The organism is Pseudoalteromonas sp. MMG005 (assembly GCF_018101015.1).
Taxonomy (GTDB): domain Bacteria; phylum Pseudomonadota; class Gammaproteobacteria; order Enterobacterales; family Alteromonadaceae; genus Pseudoalteromonas; species Pseudoalteromonas aurantia.
Genome location: NZ_JAGJEK010000003.1, coordinates 12530 through 31497, shown reverse-complemented (window position 1 = coordinate 31497; position 18968 = coordinate 12530). Strand labels below are relative to the sequence as shown.

The following is an 18968-nucleotide window of genomic DNA, read 5'->3' as shown; positions in this document are numbered from 1 at the left end:
ATATAAGGTATATGAGAAAAGATCGCACCTAATTCATCTCATCATCAATCCAAAATTTAGTGCCTTTTAATACCGCTTGCAGTGCAAGACCTGTATCAGTTAATGAATAAACCGTTACGTCATCGATAATCGCTTCTGCCGATACAGCTTTGCCTTGTTGTTTATGCTTTGCTGCTGCATCTACATTACCGCCAAACGTCCAGCCCTGACCAATAAACTTAGCCAAGGCTGCTTGAGTATGAAAAACCATCACAATATTAAAATCTTTTGCCCCGATCCCAAGTCCTAAACCGGCTTCAGCCATATTCATGTAAGTTTTATTATTTGTTTGATTATTAACAACAACCCCATAGCCCCCGCCAAAACTCGCAAGGATCACATTCACGTTCGCACTATCAAATACCGCATATCCCGCAGCATGCTTTACCTGTTGTCGAACATCAGGCTTTTGCTTAAATAGTTTCGTTAATGTTGTTTGTTCCATAACATTAACCATGGCACGCTTTTCATCAACGGAATGACTCTGGGTGGACGTACAGCCAGTCAGTAGACTAGCAAGAAGTACAAGATATAAGAGAAACACTTTCATCAAGATTCACTTCATTCAATTCAACATATGCTCAGCATAGTAACAGGGTCAACCTTGCTGCTAGATGAATCTAATCTAAATATAGGAGAGCAATAAAGAAAAAAGGCCGCATAAAGCGGCCAAACACATCATGGGTAATGATGAGGGATAAGTGTGAAAACAAAGCCAGTTTACCAATCTAATAATAAAATAAAATCATATTATAATGGTCTATATCATCGAAAAAACCGAACTGTTGTTATTTCATTCAACGCATTAACTTATCACCACTTGTTATCGAAATACCCAAATTCATTTACATATCACTTACTGCTAGGGTATGAACCTCTGGATTTTGAGCCTCTGTTGTTTTTATAAACAATTTATACACCGCTGGCACAAAAAAGAACGACAACAAGGTTGTTAACACCGTACCACCAGCAATCGCTACGGCAAATGGTGGCCAGAATCCGCCTCCCGCAAGTATCAACGGCATAAAACCACCCACTGTGGTAATTGTCGTAGAGCTAATGTGTCTGCCACATGTCATTACGCTCATCACTACTTTGTCGTCATTTTGGCCTGCATTATTTACTTTTAATTCAGACAGTATGACAATGGCAGCGTTGATAGCTAATCCCATTAAACCAAGTAACGCGATTATTACAGTAAAACCAAATGGGTAGCCTGCAATATAAACACTTAATAACCCTAACAAGGCTGATTGTACGGCGGTCACTAAAATAACCGCGGTGGTGGTAAATGAATTAAATGTGAGTACCAATACACTTACCAACAACACCACAATAATGCCTATTTTGCCAAGTAGTCGGCCAACCGCTTCATCTCGCTGTTGCGACTCCCCCCCCACTTCAATCCGGTAACCGGCTGGTAGTTGCGCTTGTGCTGCCTGCAATTTAGGTTGAATTTCATTGAGAACTTTCTGTGGTAATACTCCTGCTTGTAAAAAACCTTCGATAACATTAACGCGCTCTCCATTGCGCCGATGCACTGCGCTTTGTACTGGTTCCAATGACGCATCAGCAAACGCAGCCAGCAATAATGGCTGCTCAGTAATAAACTGTGTTCCATACAGTGCATCTATTGATTCACTTTGCTCTTGTGACGTACGCAAACGCACAGGTATTGTTTCGGTTTCTTCTAAGACAGACGCAATTACTACTCCCTCAAACTGCGCTTCTAACTGAGTGGCTATGTCGGTTAATTTAACACCAGCATGGCTTAATAACGTTTCATCGGCGTTAAGCGTCACTTTCGCGCTCCCCGATTCTAGCGTCGCCCTTGTATGAGTAATTTGCTGGTGTGCAATGAGCTCTGTACGCAATTTTTGTCCTATAGAGCTTAAGGTCGATAAATTCGGCCCAAATACTCTTAACTCAATTGGCGCATTAAAAGGTGGGCCTTGCTCTAATTTACGAACCAAAGTCTGAGCTTCAGGAAATGCCCTATCTAATTCATATTGAAGCTCGTGAATGAGTTCATCTGCCCGTTTAAAATCAGACACTTTCACCATAGCTTGCGCATAGTTTTTGGCCCCCTTATCTCGTTGCAATAAATTATAATAAAACAACGGAATATTATTCCCAATCATCCAGTTAAGCTGCTCTATCCCTTCATATTGATGGATAAATTCAGACATTTCATCAATACGCTTTTGCGTCGCTGAGATACTACTATTAGGAGATAATCGAACTTCGATATGAAACATATCTCTATCTGCTGGGGGGAAGAACTGCTCAGTCAATTGACTTGCGCTAATAAAGCCAAAAATAGGCAATATCATTGATAGTAAAATAGTAAGTTTAGGGCGCGCAATTGCAAAATATAGCAGTGATTTAAAACGTCCCGATAAACTAGGTAAATTGACTCCATTGTGTAATACACCCTGCTGGCTTTTTTGTGGTAAAAAACGACCAGCAAAAACGGCAATCAAGGTATGTGAAACAACGTAAGAACCAATCAATGCGAATATAACACTGAGCGCAATGCCACCGACAAACTCACCTGATGGCCCTGGCATCAGCACAATAGGCGCAAATGCTAAAATGGTGGTCAACGTTGAACTTAATAAAGGTAGCCAAAAGTGGTTTACCGCTTTCTTCACTGCATGCAAAGCAGTCATGCCCTTTTGACGATACCTTGCGATTGAATCGGTGATCACAATCGCGTTGTCTACCATGATCCCAAGGGCTACGACTAACCCCGTGACCGACATTTGGTGAATAGGTAATCCATAAATATTCATACACGCCAACGTAAACAACACGGTCAAAGGTAAAGCCGCCCCCACAATAAGCGCTGCGCGTAACCCTAACGTGAGCAACAATACGCCGAGTATCAGCGCAAAGCCTACCGCAATATTATCAATCAGTTCTCCTAGCCGGGCCTCAGTATAGACTTTTTGGTCAAATACCGTGTGTGCCTGTACAGTACCTGGGAGCGTGAGCTCAAAATTGCTTAGTTTCTCATCTATGACTGCAGACCAGCGATCGACTCTGAATTCAGGCTGCATCCTTACCCCTAAAAATACACCTTGCTGACCATCAATCAACGCCACTTCTGTGCGAGGTGAGCGCAGCTGCCGTGTTACCGTTGCAACGTCTGCTAACACAAACTGCGCAATATCATCGTTACTGGCCAATGGAATAGCAGCAATACGTGCTAAAGAATCAAACGATCCATTGAGCTCTATTTGTAAATGGGACTCATCATTTATCACCGCTCCAGCAGCAACTTTAGGGTCTGCACCTTTTACGGCATCTGCAATCTGCTGCAATGATACACCCGCTAGCGTTGCTTTGTCCGAGTCATACGTCACTCGGATCTCTTCTTCAATGCCGCCAAATAAATGAACAATCTCAACACCTGGAGTATTTGTTAACTGGTTTTTTAATTCTTTTGCAAAGCGATTTAACCTCATTAAAGAAGCAGCATTTTGCTCCCCCGTAATCGCGATGATCTTGGTATATGCATACCCTCTATCATCTTCAAGGACTGTTAAACTGGCTTGTTGTGGTAATTGAGATTGGGCATCCGCTAATAAATCTCGTATTCGAGACCATACGGGAATAACCGCAGTGACTTCATCTTTGAGTTCAATACTGATCACTGATATACCCGCACGCGACATACCAATAATGTTTTTTATTTCAGCTTGAGACTTTAATTTTAGCTCGAGCTTTTCTGTGATCTGAGCTTCAACTCGGCTCGCAGTTGCGCCTGGTAAATATGTGGTAATAATTGCAAAACGATTGATGATTCGAGGGTCTTCACTCAGTGGTAAATTATTAAGTGCGGAGAAGCCTGTCACTATCAACAAAGCAACGAGTAACGCTTGCAGCCTGCCATTTGAAAATAAAAACTGCATGGCTACAAACTCCGACTACTAAGGGTCTGGACAACCTCAACGGCAATGTTCGCCGCCATTTTATGTAGCCCGTTCGCTACAATTAATGGGTACTGTGTTAGAGCACCACTAACAAAAGCATATTCCCCATCGGTATAATGCACATTAACCGATATAGGGACTATTGTTCCTGCCTCTACACCATACACTAACCAAGTACCACGCACTCCATCCGTTAAAGCACTCAACGGCACCCAAAAGCCCGGTTGTTCCGTAAAGGTGCTGATCCCCATTCGTGCTAACGTGCCAGCGTAGACTTCGACCCCTTTGGGTAATTGAAAACGCATCATTAATGTTCGGGACATATTGTCAATAAGCGCCCCCTTACTCAGTAATTGTGCTGGATATTGCTTTCCCGATACTGTAATCACCATAGTGTCGTTCACATACGCTTGCAATGACACCGGCACGCCGAGCACAACCTGGGATTTGTTATGCTCTAACAATCTAAACATTACTTGACCCACACTCGCAACTTCACCTAAATGCACATTTCTTTGCGCTATCAGGCCTGAAAAAGGGGCTGTAAGAGACGCTTTCTCTAACCGAATTGCAACCGATTTTAGCTTAACGTCAAGTAAAGACTGCTCTGCTGCAATTACCTCAATTTGGGTAGTGACTTCATCAAGTTGTTGTGCCGCAGAGTGATTTTTCTTGCTCAATTTCTCAAATCGTTGTTGCTCTACTTTTGCTAACTTTAGCTGCGCCTTAAGTTTCGCCTTCTGCGCTTCAAGTTCAAGTCTTTCTATTTCAAGTAATTGCGTATCTTGTTTTGCAATAATCTCCCCTTTGTTAACCCAATCGCCTTGGTCAAACAAAATCGTGTGGACTTTACCGGAAAACTCAAAACTCAAATTCGCCTCATGCTGCTTAACCACTTGTCCTGTCACTGCGCGTAGCTGTGTATATCCAGATTCAAGTTTGACTTGATACGCAGCAATAGGCAGATGATCACCACTTTCAGCTGCAAGCACACTCCAACACCACAAAAAGCTGAAAAAGAATGTGAGTATTTTCATGGTAAATCCTTGTTTTATCAAAGTAATCTCTCTGTGGTATTAAGTTAGGTGATTCATGCTAAATTAAATGTCACCGCGACGTGACGTAAATAATATTATTGTTCAGTACTAACCTGCTTATCTTGACTGGGCTTTATCAAGGATTAAATCTGTTATATCTTTGCTACAAACCAGTGGAAGATTACGCATTTTTAACTCCTTTAAATGTGCTCGGTTAGGGTACGAATAGTAACTTTCAGGCACCGTTGGTATCGGCGCGAGTAAACCCAAGTCTTTGCTTAACAATGCCATTACTTGCGGATAAAATACAGTGAATTGATTGCATACCATACGATCTAGCTGTAATAGACTGCGTGGTTGGTCACACGTTATACCACACTGGGCAATGAGTGGGCCCGCATCTATCTCGGTATTTGTTACCCAATGAGCAGACAAACCATATTGCTGCTGGTTATACAAATAACTAAATAAAATAGGAAAAAGCCCTCGACAACTAGGTAAATACGCAGGATGGAAATTCACAACGCCTAATCTAGGCGCATCAATCATTGGCTGTTGCAAAATTTGGTCGAAGTAAAAAATAGCTAATAAATCAATATTATATTTTTTTATCTGCGCGACCACATCCGGGGCATTGATGTCTTTTACTTTAATACAAGGTATTTGATGCGTATCACATATTTGACGAATACTGGGCAGTGACTGTTTACCCAACAGATTAGATACCCATCGCATTATCGGCATCGCCGTCATTTTTACGCACAAATAATTGACAAACCCTAAGCCTCTGAGGTTTAAATTGCGGGTCAACTGTGTAAAAAATCCGCCATTTTTCTTTGAATAAGGATCGCTTAATATTACCAACTTAATATCACGATGATGGCGGCGTATGACCGTCACCATCGCTTCTTGAGTGGCGACGTTCTCTATATTAGAAAGTGCTACTCTCATAATTACACCATGATTAACGGTTTGTTATCATAATACGATGCTAACGGCGTTAACATACTATGCTTAGCTGGCGGGTGAAAATTAAACGCATGTATTGTTTGCGCAATACTTGAAAAGTAAGCATTACCGATATAGTTTATTCCGCCAACTTTCTCGATGATTTGCGTCATCACTTGGGCCAACACTTCTTGTAATTGATAGCGGCATGCCAGTACCTGTGCCAAGGTATCCTGCGTTTGGTTATTCATATCATAGGCAATCGCCTTCAAGGCCAATGCACTTGAATCAAGTTTAATGTAAGCCGCTGCTTTATCTTCAAGCGATAAACGCTTATGGTTATCTGCTTGTTCGACTAAGCCGTATACCATCCCCAAATATGATGCACTCGTGAGTAACTCAAACCACACAAAGCCGCTAATGTGCGCATGATAAGCCGACTGCTCGTCAACATTAACCATCATACTATGCGGCACATAAACTTCATCTAAGTGGACAGCTTCACTTTGACTTGCTTTTAAGAAGCTAGCATTCCAAAATGGCTCAACATTAACACCGTCATTTTCTTTATGGATAAGCGCCACAGCGAAGTAAGGTTCACCATCGCTGGGCTCAACCCGCACACTAGCCGTTAATAAATCCATATCATGGGCTAAGCTACAGGGTTTTTTTGTGCCCGTTATTAAAAATCCTTTGCCACTGGGTTTAGCAACAATCTGACTTTGCAAAATGCTTCTAGCGGTATTGCCTTCACTGAATGCTGACGAGACGAGTAAATCATTCTTCGCTATCGCCTCAAGTAGTAATGACTCTAAACCATGACTGGTTTTCGCCATTTCCTGCAAAGTAGCAATTGAGAATTGGTGCATACCTGCACCAATCGCCAGTGACGGAGAATAAATACCTAACCCTAGTTGTACTAATACCCCTTGCCACGGGGTCAATTCTCGACCGCCATAGCTGCGTTTTACCATCAATTTGCAACCGCCACTTAGCTTAAACCAATTTATAACCTGACTCTGCTCAGATTCATTGTCTATGAAACTATTTGCACTCAATTTATCTGCTAAGCCAGGTAAGAAGCTATCAACACTGGCGAGAGCATCACTGACTATTGTCATACCGGCTCCCCTTCCTTTTCAAGTGAAAATAACTCGGTCAACATGTCGTTAATATTCGCTGTGATCGCCATTTCTGCGATAGGCTCTAAAATGTCAGCAAGTGTTGGGATCCCCATACAAAATGACGCTTCAAAACAAATTTTAGCACTGTCGCTTGACAGCACTTCAACCAGCCAGCGCCCATAGAACTCTTCCGCATCCCCTTCTAATTGATTAAAATCTATGGTCAGAGCCTGCTCATCAAACACATCTTGCTCTCGCCAGCACATCTGGCCATCGTGAAAGTGAACTTGCCATGTTGAATCACTTTGCGTATCTGAGACTTTGGTTACATCAATACTTATCACCGCTGCGCAGTGTTTTTCAAACTGTTTAAAATCAGAAATTGTTTGATATGCCAATGCTGCTGATACTGGCACTCGTTTTTCAATTGTGACACGTCTCATTAGGGTAAATCCTTAGCTGGTAATGATGAAAATGCGGCGATACATGCCGTAATTATTTGATTTATTTGTACTTCAGTTAACAAAGCACTGGGTGTTAAACGTACCGTATTGGCATTACTCAAAGAGTGGCTGGTGATCACTTTATGTTGTAATAAAGCCAAAGTAAGCTGACCTGCCCTCGCTGGGTTTTGAGCGTCAAGACCAATGAGTACTCCGCTTCCTCTCACACGTACGCCCGCTTTGGTTGCATGGGGTGATAGTGCTGCCACCAGCTTTAGTCCAATGGTGCGGGCTTTGTTTGCAATGTTGTCCCGCTTTAAGATATCTAACGTGGTAATTGCAGCGGCAAGAGCTATCGGGGAGCCACCAAACGTACTGCTATGTAGCATAAAATCTTTGTTAAGTGGCTCGAACGTAGCAGCAGTAGCAACAAGCGCAGCACATGGCACAACCCCACCACTTAACCCTTTGCCCACTAGCATCATATCTGGCGTAACTTGATGTGCCTCAATTGCCCAATCAAAGCCGGTTCGAGCTAGCCCTGATTGAATTTCATCTGCAATCAACAAGCCATCATGAGCCACACATAATGCTTTGGCGAGTTGCACAAATTCGCTGCTTAGTGCATATACGCCACCTTCCCCTTGTACGGGTTCAATGATCACAGCAACCCTATCTGAGTGATTTTCAAAACACGCAGACAGCGCTGTCATATCATCGCGCGCAACAAAAGTAACCTCGTCAAAAAGAGGTTCAAATGGGGCTCTAAACGCACTCCGATGGGTCACACTTAGTGCACCTAATGTCTTGCCATGATAACTCCCCGTTATGGCCACAACTTTATTACAGCCATTGGCTCGTGCGAGCTTTAACGCAAGCTCGGTCGACTCAGTGCCAGAATTCGTAAAAAAGGTATAATCCAATGTTTCAGGACAAAAATCAGCCAGCTTTTTACTGGCGATTGCCAGCGTATTATTCACCAACGTCCGGCTACTCATCGGCAATATGTTGAGCTGCTGTACCACGCTTTCAACAATTTCAGGGTGGCGATGACCGAGAATAAACACCCCGAATCCGCCACAATCTAGGTATGTTTTTCCTTGTGTATCGATAATCTCACAGCCTTGTGCAGCGTGTTCAATAGGTAAATTCATCATACTTGATAGCTTTGCTCTTGAGCGGTTACTATGAGATCTCAACATACTTAACGTTTCTTCTCTCATAACGAAGACTCATTAATAAGCGTCTCCGTCAGTGGGTGTACCTCGTCAAATGCAGCAATGTTTTTAACCATAACTTCAGGGATATCAAATGGCTGAGGACCATTTTTATAAGTACCCAATACATCTAAATCAGATGAAAAACCTTCGCTCATATCCAAATATTTTAAATAAATCGATGTTTCTTCAAACATACGTTTGTAGCGACGTGGTAATGCAGGAAGGAATACAGGCTTGATCAAGCGTTCAAAAGTGGTGGGGTTGATCAGTTTAGGTGGCTTAAACTTGACTTGATAACGCTCAAAATAATCTGGATTAGTGCCAATTGTTAACATTTGACCTAGCGTGCTTGCTCTGTCTCCTGCGGTTAGCCAAAACTCACCTGATAAATTATTGTCAATGACCGCCAATATGCCACTGGCGACGGTATCTCTTGGAATAACATCGACCAGTGTGCTCGCATCCCCTGGTACGACTGGGATCACTTCTTTGGTCGCTAACTTAAGCATATTATGCATTCCCTGTTTTTTAGGCATGATCCCTTTAATGCTGTCTCCAATTATGACCGATGGACGAATGATTGTTATATCTTCATCTAAAGAAGATTCTGCCAGTTTTTTACTGTGCTCGTAATTGTTAAATGCATGCCCATTTCGACCTTTTACAAATGCGGTACTAATGTAAACCAAGCGCGCATTCAGCTTATTTGCCAACGCTTTTGCATGCTTTAAACCAGCGATATTCACTTCAGCGAGTACCTCGGGATCCGCTGTAAAATCAGTCAATGCAGCACTATGCACTAATATATCTGTTTGACTTAGCTTTGCTAAATCATCAGCGCTAAGAGCAAAATCTGGTTTAGATATATTGCCTTTTAGCTGTCGAGCAACCCCCTTGGGCAAGACACTAAATTTTTGCCTATTGGTCAAAATAGACACTTGGTCGCCCTCTTCAAGCTGTTCAAGAATCGACAAACCAACCACACCCGTTGCACCTGTTAGAAAAAAGTGACGTGACATTACTACTCCTTCAATCACATACCAAAAATCAAGCATGCCTCACCCCAGGCAATGCTCATGTATTTATTTTAGGTCCGTAATGATAATTGTTTACAATGAACAATTAAACAATTTTATTTACTAAATTTTTACACTTGTAATGATAATGTGTTACGACTGTTTTTTTTGCGGTAGAAATAAAGGAAGAAATCATTACCTTCGAGGCAATGATTTAAAAAAGTAAGCTAGATTTTTTTTCTAAATGTAATTTTGCTGTCGCTATTGTCATCTAAACGCGTGCACCCAACAATGTGGTAATCGTATGCAATCAGCATCTGTAACATGCGCTTAAAGCGATTCATAGACTTAACTTCTATAATTTGATAACCCGCTCGTTTGACATACGCTTCTTGGTGCAATAGCAGTGATTTTGCAATGCCTAACCCTCTATAATCAGGCAGCACTGCACCAAGCCAGCTATAGAATAATCGACTCTGTTTTTCATACCCAAGCTTATAAGCAACAGGCTTTCCCTCAATGTATGCAACAAATAAAACGTGCTTATGAGCGTCAATCTTAGTTCTAATATCATCCACTGATTTTGGAGAAGTAAACTCAGGAATATCATTTTCAATGTGCAACAAGTCGCACAACGTGCCTTGTTTTATGATAAAAGTCATGTATCAACCTACTACCTTAAATTTACTTGACTCGACCATTGGCATCACGTTTACCGGACGATAACTAGAAAGATCCCTGATGCGATGAAGAACGCTGTGATGCAATGATTCATTGGTCGAAGGCTTTCTGTTTATTTCCCGTATTGAGTCGGTCAATTTGTATAACCAGGTCATTGAGTCTCGGTATTCATCCAAATGATAGGCTTTATAATAACTTAAAAAGGGTTCGTTAAAATGTAGCCCGTACTGAGTCGCCATATCTTTGATCCAATGCAAGCTTATATTCGCTAAACCATCTTGACTATAGCCCCCACCCACATTGCTATGACTACCTATAAACCATTGCTGTTGAAGTGTTTGCGTTGAATCTTTCGGTAATTGCCAAATTGCAGGATTAAAAATACCACGGCGTTCATCAATAGCTAATGCCTGATATGCATGTTCAATATTACGCGTTAAGCTGACATCATGGAATTGATAACGACGATTAAATTTACCAAAACCAACTGGAATACCTAAAGCGCCGACCGTATCCCAAACGCCCACAAATTTTATCTTCACATCAATGCAATGATGCTGCTTTTGAAAAGACACTAACTGTGCTTCTGACGGGCCATTTCGATACAGTCTATATGCTTCCGGCATATAAAATGCGTGATTTTTTGGTAAAAGCCCCACTTTATTCAGCAACCCTGCCAAGCTACGAACCGTATAAGCTCCGCGGCTAAAACCAAATAAATATATTTCGTCGCCTTGCTGATAATTGTGCACAATGAAACGATAGGCTTTTATTATATTTTGAGATAAACCCATGCCAAACCCGCCACCAAGGATCCGATCTAATCCCCATTGTGTACCCACACCTTCACTATAATAAACAACTTGGTGGACACCATTTGGACAAATAGGCTCAATACCTCGAGCTATTTTCACGACATTAGTGGGTTTACGCTTTCCTCGGTCATATTGCGTAGGCTTGTTCCACGTCCCATCCATACAGACGATGATTCTTTTCATTTGTTATATTCTATACATTGTATTATGCGCGCAATTCTATAAGTGTTCCTCTTTAAGTCAACACCTTAAATGACCTTGCTATTTGAGTTTTTGGATGAAAATTATAGGGTAAGCAATCCTAAGAATATGTTATGCAGCAATCTCAATTCTATTTCGTCCATGTTCCTTGGCTAAATAAAGTGCTTTGTCGGCTCGCTCAATCAGCTGAGCGACTAAACATTGCTCACCATGTAATGCAATACCGAAGCTTGCAGTAATTGAACGAACGGCTTTGCCTGTCTTTTTGCCCTTCACCGATAACTTCGCAATATCTTTACGAATACTCTCAGCAAAATTAACCACTTCACTTAAACTATCCAATTCGGCAGTAATACAAAACTCTTCACCACCATAACGATATGCTTTTCCAATACCCTCGGTATGCTTCATTATTTTTGTCGATACAACTTTTAAAACATCGTCTCCTTTTTGATGTCCAAAATCATCGTTAAACTGTTTAAAGTGGTCAATATCAACAAAAATTAAAGCGCGGTGATTGCCAGTGTGCTCAGCCTTGCAAAATAAGACAATGTCTTCATCAAACTTGCCTCTGTTAAGCAACCCAGTTAAGGGATCTTGGCTGGCTGCAGTTTGCGTATTAACTAATGCTGTTTTTAAATCGCTGATCTCAGCGTAGGCGTTCTCTAGTTTCTTCTGAAATTGATATGCATTTTGTTGCATCACAACCGACTCTTCAGTCAAACGATCCACATAACCCAATACATCATCAAATGAGTCTAAACTGTTTTTCTTCAAGCCGTATAAACCTGAATGGCATTGAGACAAAATGGCTGAAAAGTCTTGTGACGACTCAAGTGTTTTACCTATTTCGGTTTGCACATCAGCAATTGTATTATGAAATGAATCAGACATCTGGTGAAACAAAGCAAGATCTTTATCTGATAAAAAAGCGTTAAACAGCTGTTTTGCTTGTGCTGGCGGGCATGTTTGGTAGTGTGCCAAAATATCGTCGAGTTCTTTGTTTAACTTGTCGTTCGAACCGAGCACATAACAGTACCAAATAGCATAGTTTACCGGTGTGACTGGCATTTTATATTTAACCATAAGAGGAATGGCTTGCTTCATACATTGAGCAGAATGAGAAAGTGACGTATCAAATTCCGTGGCTTTCATAACCCTAATCCTAGAACAAACTTATAATTATTATCAAAGAGCGCTTATGCTCGTTACCACAGCACAAAACCAAGACTAAAGCATTGCAAATAATTAATCAATTGAAAAATAATTGAAGTCACAATACTGAGCCAAAATTCACATAAATTACTGAGAAACAACTCATAAACTCATCATTTCTCACTAACAAAAGCAAATAAAAAATTGTATAAACAACAAGATAAAATATTATCTATTCCAAAGAAACTGATAATTGCCACATCAAGTATGTTAACCTCAAGATCGAAAAAATACAAAAATTACATTTTGATAACACCGCTCTTTCAATTATATCAAGTGCTGGGTCACACTGACTCTTTTCGCCAACAGTTTCACTTCGGTATGTGCACCGTTAATTAACGGCATATTTGGCGGCTGATGGCTTATATCCACATCAAAAACAATGGGGATGTTTAGCTCACCTAACGCCCGCTCTAATACTGCTTTATGTGTGCCATTAGCACCATCATTCGCGGTGTTTCGACCAATCAATATACCAGATGCCCGTTCAAACACACCTCGAAATTTCAGTCCTAACAAAGCTCTTATATAGGCATTGTCATTCAGTTGTGCATTTTCAAAATACAAGATCAGTGCGTCATTTTCGTGACTGCATACGAAGGTATCAAGCTGCGCAAATGCCGTTTGCATAAGGTGCTGATGCGTATCTAAACAACCGCCCAATAATCGGCCAGAAAAAATCACGGGCGGGACTAACTTCGTCTCACTCTCAGCAAGTAGACGCCACTTTGTAGGCTCTGTGAGATTAAAAATCATCGTTGGGTCCGAAATCGACTGAGAATTCGTTTTTTCAAAAAAAGTACTGGGGTATTGTGTGATTTCATCTCCTTGTTGCAATGACATAATATCAAGTGTGTTGCGCGTTAAACTATCCGTTTGTAAAGCACTTAACTGCATTAAATTGCTGCCATGAAGCGTGGCCCATCCTAGTCGGGTAGTTAAGGCTGTCATGATGGTGCTCACATCAGAAAAACCAAATACCCATTTTGGTGATGCGTTTTCCAATGCCTGCCAGTCCAGTAAAGGTAAAATAGTCATCGCTAACTCTCCCCCCCAAGGCGGTACTACAGCCGAAACCTGCTCATCTAAGAGAAATTGTGTCAACTCATCTGCCCGAGTGTGTGGGTCTATTTGACCACTATTTCGAACCGTACCCCCTTCAACAACTTCGAATCCATAACCGTGCAATAATTCAATGGCTTTATCTAATCTTGCAAAACATACTGACGGCACAGATGATGAGAATGCACAAATGGCAATGCGGCTTCCAGGCTTCAACGGCTGAGGATAATACATCGGCTGCAAGCTCCTAAATAAAAATACACTAACCTTGTTTCTAATAAGAGTAAACCCCAATTTATTACACCTGACTAACTGACTTGTCATTGACTCTCAATACGAGCGCCTGTTGGACAAAAGCTTGATGGCCTTTATAGTATGAAGATGCAATGTTCCGTTTAGCATTTAAACAATGCGAATGCACAGTAGCAATTCAACATCAATACGCGATAATGTTGTCAAAATGCCAGCAGGTATTCCTTAGGTCCACCGCTGCTAAATACGTTAAAGGATAAAGGTAGCGCTTCATGTTATCTAAAAATGGACATAATACTAATAATCGAAATAGGGGCATGAATAACCATGGTTTATTGGTATTGCCTCAAGCATTAACGCAACTTGATGGCGCTGTTTGTTTCTATAGTGGTATACACTGTACCATCTACCATAAAACACTTAAGCATGACTTATTTGATATTGAGTTTTATTCTAATCAAGTGTGCTTAGTTTATGTTGTCTCGGGCAAAGAAACCTTGCTCTCAAAATACAATGAGCAAATAACACTCTGTCGTGGTGACGCCATCATTTTGGCCCCAGGAGAAACGCTACATTCAGATTATTTCAGTGCCAGCGGCACACTTACAGCCTGGTTGGTTTTTTTTTCACCAGCGATGCTACTTGATTTGCCACATCATGAACACACATCCAATGTCCATCACGCAAACGCCTCTTTCTCTTCAGTTTCTGATACATCGCTGCTCAATACGTTTTTCACGAGTCTTACGGCCTACCAACAAAAGTCATTATTGTGTGATCAGCTCTTCACAGCCAAAACGACCGAGCTATTATGTATTCTAAAGACGCTAAGTACCCCTTCACTTAGCACCTTACTTAATGCTAACAACCACCTTTTAGGGGCACGCGATAACTTCAAACGGCTGATTGAAAAATGTGACTTTCTGACTTTGTCTGTCACAGATATGGCGCAGCTATGCAACATGTCTCATGCGTCGTTTCTACGACAATTTAAATCAGCCTATGATATGACACCCACACAGTGGTTAACACATAAGCGGCTTTCACACGCCCAATCTTTGCTGACCCATACTGACCTAACTGTGACCGACATTGCCACAACAACAGGTTACCTCGACACGTCACACTTCATCAAAATGTTTAAGCGCAAGTTTGGCGTTACCCCAAACAGATATAAATATTCATAATAAAACCCCTATTTTGTCAAAAAAGTCATATTGTGAAGGTTTCATCAATGGCAAAGTGGCATCACTATTTATATAAAAGGATGCACTTATGGTTCGGGTTAACTTAGTCTGCCAACTTAAAAGCCAACAACATACAATGTTACACAAGTTTTTAGCTGATAACTTAAATAATGTCCGTCGCTTTACCGGGTGTTTACGTGTCGATATTTACTTTGATGAACCCCAAAACATCATGCTAATTGACGAAGACTGGCAATCGATTGAAGCCCACCAGCACTATATGCAGTTTATTGCCAATAATGGTGTTTTAAAACAATTATCAGCATATTTTACCGTACCTCCCCAGATTCTTTACTTGTCGAAAAGCCCGCTATAAGGGCTTTTTACGCTTATAAATGGGTGTATCCACGAAAGCTAGATCCACACGTCATTTTCAGCGGTTCGCTCACTGCGCTCTTCACCCGTATTTAAGATACCTTTAGGCTCAATGATCATTACTTGGCACTCTTGCTCTGCGAACGGTTTATGCTGTTTACCCTTGGGTACCACTAACAATTCCCCTGCATTTAAAACAACCGTTTCGTCCTCAAACGCAATGTTTAATTGCCCTGAGATAACAATAAATGTTTCATCAGTATGGTCATGTTGATGCCAGATAAACTCCCCTTGTAATTTAACCACCTTAAATTGGTAATCATTCATTTGCGCAATCACTTTGGGTTTCCATTGCTGGTGGAATAACGCAAATTTCTCACTGAGATTCACTTTGTTCATATTCATTCTCCCTATTAATAATTTACATTGCTCATAGCCAGTATACATAATCGGAATATTAAAACAGTGCGAAATACGAACAGAACGGTGTGTTATTCGATATTAAAAAGAGTGTAAATCGATGTAATTTGTGTGGCTGCCAGTTAGTCATCAGCGCTCATAATCAGCATACATAATCGGGAACATTAAAACACTGCAAAGTACGAACAAACCAGTGTGTTATTCGGTATTAAAAAGAATGTAAATCGATGTAATTTGTGTGGCTGCCAGTTAGCCATCAGCGCTCATAATCAGCAGACATAATCGGGAACATTAAAACAGTGCAAAGTACGAACAAATCGGTGTGTTATTCAACATTAAAAAGGGCTAAATCGATGTGACTTGTGTGGCTGTCAGTTCAAGTTTTAGAGCATTTCATGTGAATTGGCGCTGGTAAAATCAGCGCCTTAGTCATTTAACACAAAAATATTAGAATGCGGCGTGTAACGCCAATCTAAATGTTGTCTCTTCACCAACAGTTACGTTATTTACACCACCGCCTGCAAGGTAATTTTTATCAAATAGGTTTTCAATATTAAAACGCACATTAACATCGGCTTGTTTAAGGCCGAGTTTATAAGTTGCACCTGCGTCTATTCGTGTGTACGCCGCTTTTGTTATGGTATTCTCATAATTCGCAAAACGTTCACCTTGATAAAATGCCCCGGCATTAATAGCAAAGACATCGCTAAACTCATAGCGTGACCACAATGATGCCGACCACTGAGGAGCATCAATTGGGGTGTTTCCTTGATACTTTTTGTCTTGGACATATTCAGCATTTAAATTCATCAGTGATCCCATCACAAACAACCGATCGTTTACTGCGCCTTGTGCTGTAAACTCAACACCCTTATGACGCTGTTCACCAGCTTGGGTCGTTACTGTCTGATATTCTGCACTATCAGACGGTACTGAAATAAGCATACCTGTTTTACTGATATCGAACGCAGCTGCTGTCACCAGCAATCTATCATCAGCCAACTGCCATTTTGTGCCCACTTCATACTGCTGCGATGTCACAGCATCTAGCTTCATATTGTGATTTTCATCTTCTTTATTATCTAGCCTATCACTTCGTTGAGGCTCAAACCCCTCTGAATAACTAAAATACACAGTGCCATTGTCACTTGGGTGATATAACACTCCACCCTTAGGTAGAAATGACTCGTTATCAGCGCCTTCTTTATTTTGTTTGTCATAACGACCACCTAGCGAAATCTGCCAGTGCTCGTTAATTGTCATTAAATCTTGAACATAAATACCATAGTAATCAAATTCGCTGGTATATAGTGAGTCGTCTGTTGCATAACTGATAGCAGGACGCAGTGGTTGATCACTCCCTTCAACAAACGTAACGGATTCTGCTTTAACTCGAAGCTGCCCGTAGTAATAGTCTAATGAGTTAGCACCAATAAGCACCTGATGATCAATTCCACCGAATTCGAACTCCCCCGTCACATCAACAAATGCGGTAGTAAACTGCCAATCGTCAAAGCGATCGTACGGACGAGAGTCATAACTTTTGCCCAGCTGATAATCATCCGGCTTACGCGGAGCTGATTCAAAACGCTGACGAGAAAAATCTTGCTCATTGTAGCCAACTGTTACTTGCCAGCTTTCAGATAAAACTTGTTTAAAATCAATACCCTTATTTTCAACAGTTATATCAGTAAATGCCCAAGAGAAGTCTCTGATTGTTTTGTCGTGCCCAATCACCTGCCCGTTATTATCTAACCACGCACCAGTATCTAAACCTGCTTCATCATTTGTTCTATCATAATGAACACGCACAAAGCTGTGCTCGTTAATATCATAGTCAAGAACGATTGAACCTAAAAAGCGGTCTCGAGTACGCGCTGCACCATCGACATATTCACGGTTAAAATTCACGTCTTGTTTCACTAAAACAGTTCGATAACGCACATCTTCAGCATGTGTTAACGCACCACCCAAATCTAATGTGGCACGTGTAGAACCTAAATGATCAAAATCAACGCCAAGATTCACCAGTGTATTCGCAGTGGGTTTTTTAGTGACCATATTCACTAAACCACCCGGACCTGATTGGCCGTATAAAATACTAGATGGGCCTTTGATTATTTCAACTTGTTCTAAAGTTTCTATTGGTTGCTGATAGTGTGACCAATGCTGATGACCATCACGCAAATAACCATTTGATGAACTTAATCCAAAACCACGGAGGTTAAATGTTTCACGATTTCGCTGCTTAGACCCGGCGGTCAAACTGGCATCATTATTCAGTACTTCCCCAAGCGTTGTTGCGAGCTGCTCATCTATCACAGTATCTGAGATAACAAATACTGACTGTGCAGTCTCAAGTAAGGAGGTGTCAGTCCGCAAAGCACCTTTGGCCGTATCGACTTGATAATCGTTGAAGTAAGTGCCCTTTACTTCAATAACTTCTACATCTGACGACTGAGCCGACACATTAGATGCCGCTATCGCTGAACCAACAGCTAAACATAAAACCGAGTAACGCATGAATACACTCCAAACTAAAAATTCACTGCACATTAGGTGCAAAATCGCAGGAAGATTAATGCGATTTATTTTTATTTGCAATTGTATTTAGGGCTTTATTGCCATGCTCCCTACTGTTTGCTTAAAGTCCGACCGATGGGTGTAAACAAATTAACTCAATGGCTATTTTCGATATGATTAGTTATCAAAAAAATAACAACTACGAGCGCTGCCATTATTACGCCAGAGTGCTTGTCGTAGTTTGCTTTACGTATATGAAAATGCTTTTCACAATGCAGTCACAACATAGGGCAAACCTGTACCACGGTCTCTGGTGACACACCTTGCACGTACTTTTCTATAACGCACCTTAATTGAATAATGAACGTAAACACTTATTAATTGGAAATTTTCTCCAGTATTTTTCTATTGGTCTACACTCAAGTACTAAGGATTTGCCCATAAGTGCGATTGTCATAATGAATAGTCGACT

General features: G+C 41.1%; 16 protein-coding genes. 2 read left to right on the top strand and 14 right to left on the bottom strand.

Going from position 1 to position 18968, the window contains the following annotated elements; translation table 11 throughout:
* Positions 1-28 precede the first annotated feature (28 nt).
* From J8M01_RS03640 to J8M01_RS03585, 12 genes are all read right to left on the bottom strand, one after another.
* Positions 29-592 carry a YSC84-related protein gene (locus tag J8M01_RS03640; protein WP_211057047.1) on the bottom strand — a complete coding sequence of 188 codons (564 nt, stop codon included), beginning with the start codon at positions 590-592 and terminating at the stop codon, positions 29-31.
* A gap of 292 nt (positions 593-884) precedes the next feature.
* The gene (locus tag J8M01_RS03635) at positions 885-3956 is read right to left on the bottom strand and encodes an efflux RND transporter permease subunit (RefSeq protein WP_211057046.1); all 3072 of its coding nucleotides are present in this window, start codon (positions 3954-3956) and stop codon (positions 885-887) included.
* 2 nt (positions 3957-3958) lie between these two features.
* On the bottom strand, positions 3959-5014 hold the full coding sequence (locus J8M01_RS03630) for an efflux RND transporter periplasmic adaptor subunit (RefSeq protein WP_211057045.1): 1056 nt from the start codon (positions 5012-5014) through the stop codon (positions 3959-3961).
* Between the two features lie 117 nt (positions 5015-5131).
* Positions 5132-5965: a formyltransferase family protein gene (locus J8M01_RS03625; protein WP_211057044.1), complete on the bottom strand. Its 834-nt coding sequence runs from the start codon at positions 5963-5965 to the stop codon at positions 5132-5134.
* A gap of 2 nt (positions 5966-5967) precedes the next feature.
* Positions 5968-7083 (bottom strand): acyl-CoA/acyl-ACP dehydrogenase, encoded by a 1116-nt coding sequence (locus J8M01_RS03620; protein WP_211057043.1) that lies wholly within the window; start codon positions 7081-7083, stop codon positions 5968-5970.
* Positions 7080-7529, bottom strand: coding sequence for an SRPBCC family protein (locus J8M01_RS03615; protein WP_211057042.1), 450 nt, complete (start codon positions 7527-7529; stop codon positions 7080-7082). The genes J8M01_RS03620 and J8M01_RS03615 overlap by 4 nt, the downstream gene beginning before the upstream one ends.
* Positions 7529-8686, bottom strand: a complete 1158-nt coding sequence (locus tag J8M01_RS03610; protein WP_211057041.1) for an aminotransferase class III-fold pyridoxal phosphate-dependent enzyme — start codon at positions 8684-8686, stop codon at positions 7529-7531. Before J8M01_RS03610 ends, J8M01_RS03615 begins: the two co-directional genes overlap by 1 nt.
* A 62-nt stretch (positions 8687-8748) precedes the next feature.
* Positions 8749-9768 (bottom strand): SDR family oxidoreductase, encoded by a 1020-nt coding sequence (locus J8M01_RS03605; RefSeq protein ID WP_211057040.1) that lies wholly within the window; start codon positions 9766-9768, stop codon positions 8749-8751.
* 224 nt (positions 9769-9992) lie between these two features.
* Entirely contained in the window at positions 9993-10427 is a 435-nt protein-coding gene (locus J8M01_RS03600) for a GNAT family N-acetyltransferase (RefSeq protein ID WP_211057039.1), read from the bottom strand.
* Positions 10428-10430: 3 nt separating this feature from the next.
* Positions 10431-11444 carry a DUF2235 domain-containing protein gene (locus tag J8M01_RS03595; protein ID WP_211057038.1) on the bottom strand — a complete coding sequence of 338 codons (1014 nt, stop codon included), beginning with the start codon at positions 11442-11444 and terminating at the stop codon, positions 10431-10433.
* Between the two features lie 129 nt (positions 11445-11573).
* Positions 11574-12617, bottom strand: a complete 1044-nt coding sequence (locus J8M01_RS03590) for a GGDEF domain-containing protein (RefSeq protein ID WP_211057037.1) — start codon at positions 12615-12617, stop codon at positions 11574-11576.
* Positions 12618-12944: 327 nt separating this feature from the next.
* Positions 12945-13973, bottom strand: a complete 1029-nt coding sequence (locus tag J8M01_RS03585) for a S66 peptidase family protein (protein WP_211057036.1) — start codon at positions 13971-13973, stop codon at positions 12945-12947.
* A 290-nt stretch (positions 13974-14263) separates the two neighbouring features.
* Here J8M01_RS03585 and J8M01_RS03580 point away from each other — a divergent pair, with 290 nt between their 5' ends.
* Entirely contained in the window at positions 14264-15178 is a 915-nt protein-coding gene (locus tag J8M01_RS03580) for a helix-turn-helix transcriptional regulator (RefSeq protein WP_211057035.1), read from the top strand.
* Between the two features lie 88 nt (positions 15179-15266).
* Positions 15267-15554 (top strand): hypothetical protein, encoded by a 288-nt coding sequence (locus tag J8M01_RS03575; protein ID WP_210995305.1) that lies wholly within the window; start codon positions 15267-15269, stop codon positions 15552-15554.
* Between the two features lie 38 nt (positions 15555-15592).
* Here J8M01_RS03575 and J8M01_RS03570 read toward each other — a convergent pair whose 3' ends face one another.
* Both J8M01_RS03570 and J8M01_RS03565 read right to left on the bottom strand, forming a co-directional pair.
* Entirely contained in the window at positions 15593-16000 is a 408-nt protein-coding gene (locus J8M01_RS03570) for a cupin domain-containing protein (protein WP_211057034.1), read from the bottom strand.
* A gap of 420 nt (positions 16001-16420) precedes the next feature.
* Positions 16421-18496 (bottom strand): TonB-dependent receptor, encoded by a 2076-nt coding sequence (locus J8M01_RS03565; RefSeq protein WP_211057033.1) that lies wholly within the window; start codon positions 18494-18496, stop codon positions 16421-16423.
* Positions 18497-18968 lie beyond the last annotated feature (472 nt).

Coding starts and splice junctions, on each gene's coding strand:
- J8M01_RS03635 (WP_211057046.1), bottom strand. CDS start 3,956: ATGCAGTTTTTATTTTCAAATGGCAGGCTGCAAGCGTTACTCGTTGCT.
- J8M01_RS03630 (WP_211057045.1), bottom strand. CDS start 5,014: ATGAAAATACTCACATTCTTTTTCAGCTTTTTGTGGTGTTGGAGTGTG.
- J8M01_RS03625 (WP_211057044.1), bottom strand. CDS start 5,965: ATGAGAGTAGCACTTTCTAATATAGAGAACGTCGCCACTCAAGAAGCG.
- J8M01_RS03620 (WP_211057043.1), bottom strand. CDS start 7,083: ATGACAATAGTCAGTGATGCTCTCGCCAGTGTTGATAGCTTCTTACCT.
- J8M01_RS03615 (WP_211057042.1), bottom strand. CDS start 7,529: ATGAGACGTGTCACAATTGAAAAACGAGTGCCAGTATCAGCAGCATTG.
- J8M01_RS03610 (WP_211057041.1), bottom strand. CDS start 8,686: ATGATGAATTTACCTATTGAACACGCTGCACAAGGCTGTGAGATTATC.
- J8M01_RS03605 (WP_211057040.1), bottom strand. CDS start 9,768: ATGTCACGTCACTTTTTTCTAACAGGTGCAACGGGTGTGGTTGGTTTG.
- J8M01_RS03600 (WP_211057039.1), bottom strand. CDS start 10,427: ATGACTTTTATCATAAAACAAGGCACGTTGTGCGACTTGTTGCACATT.
- J8M01_RS03595 (WP_211057038.1), bottom strand. CDS start 11,444: ATGAAAAGAATCATCGTCTGTATGGATGGGACGTGGAACAAGCCTACG.
- J8M01_RS03590 (WP_211057037.1), bottom strand. CDS start 12,617: ATGAAAGCCACGGAATTTGATACGTCACTTTCTCATTCTGCTCAATGT.
- J8M01_RS03585 (WP_211057036.1), bottom strand. CDS start 13,973: ATGTATTATCCTCAGCCGTTGAAGCCTGGAAGCCGCATTGCCATTTGT.
- J8M01_RS03580 (WP_211057035.1), top strand. CDS start 14,264: ATGTTATCTAAAAATGGACATAATACTAATAATCGAAATAGGGGCATG.
- J8M01_RS03575 (WP_210995305.1), top strand. CDS start 15,267: ATGGTTCGGGTTAACTTAGTCTGCCAACTTAAAAGCCAACAACATACA.
- J8M01_RS03570 (WP_211057034.1), bottom strand. CDS start 16,000: ATGTATACTGGCTATGAGCAATGTAAATTATTAATAGGGAGAATGAAT.
- J8M01_RS03565 (WP_211057033.1), bottom strand. CDS start 18,496: ATGCGTTACTCGGTTTTATGTTTAGCTGTTGGTTCAGCGATAGCGGCA.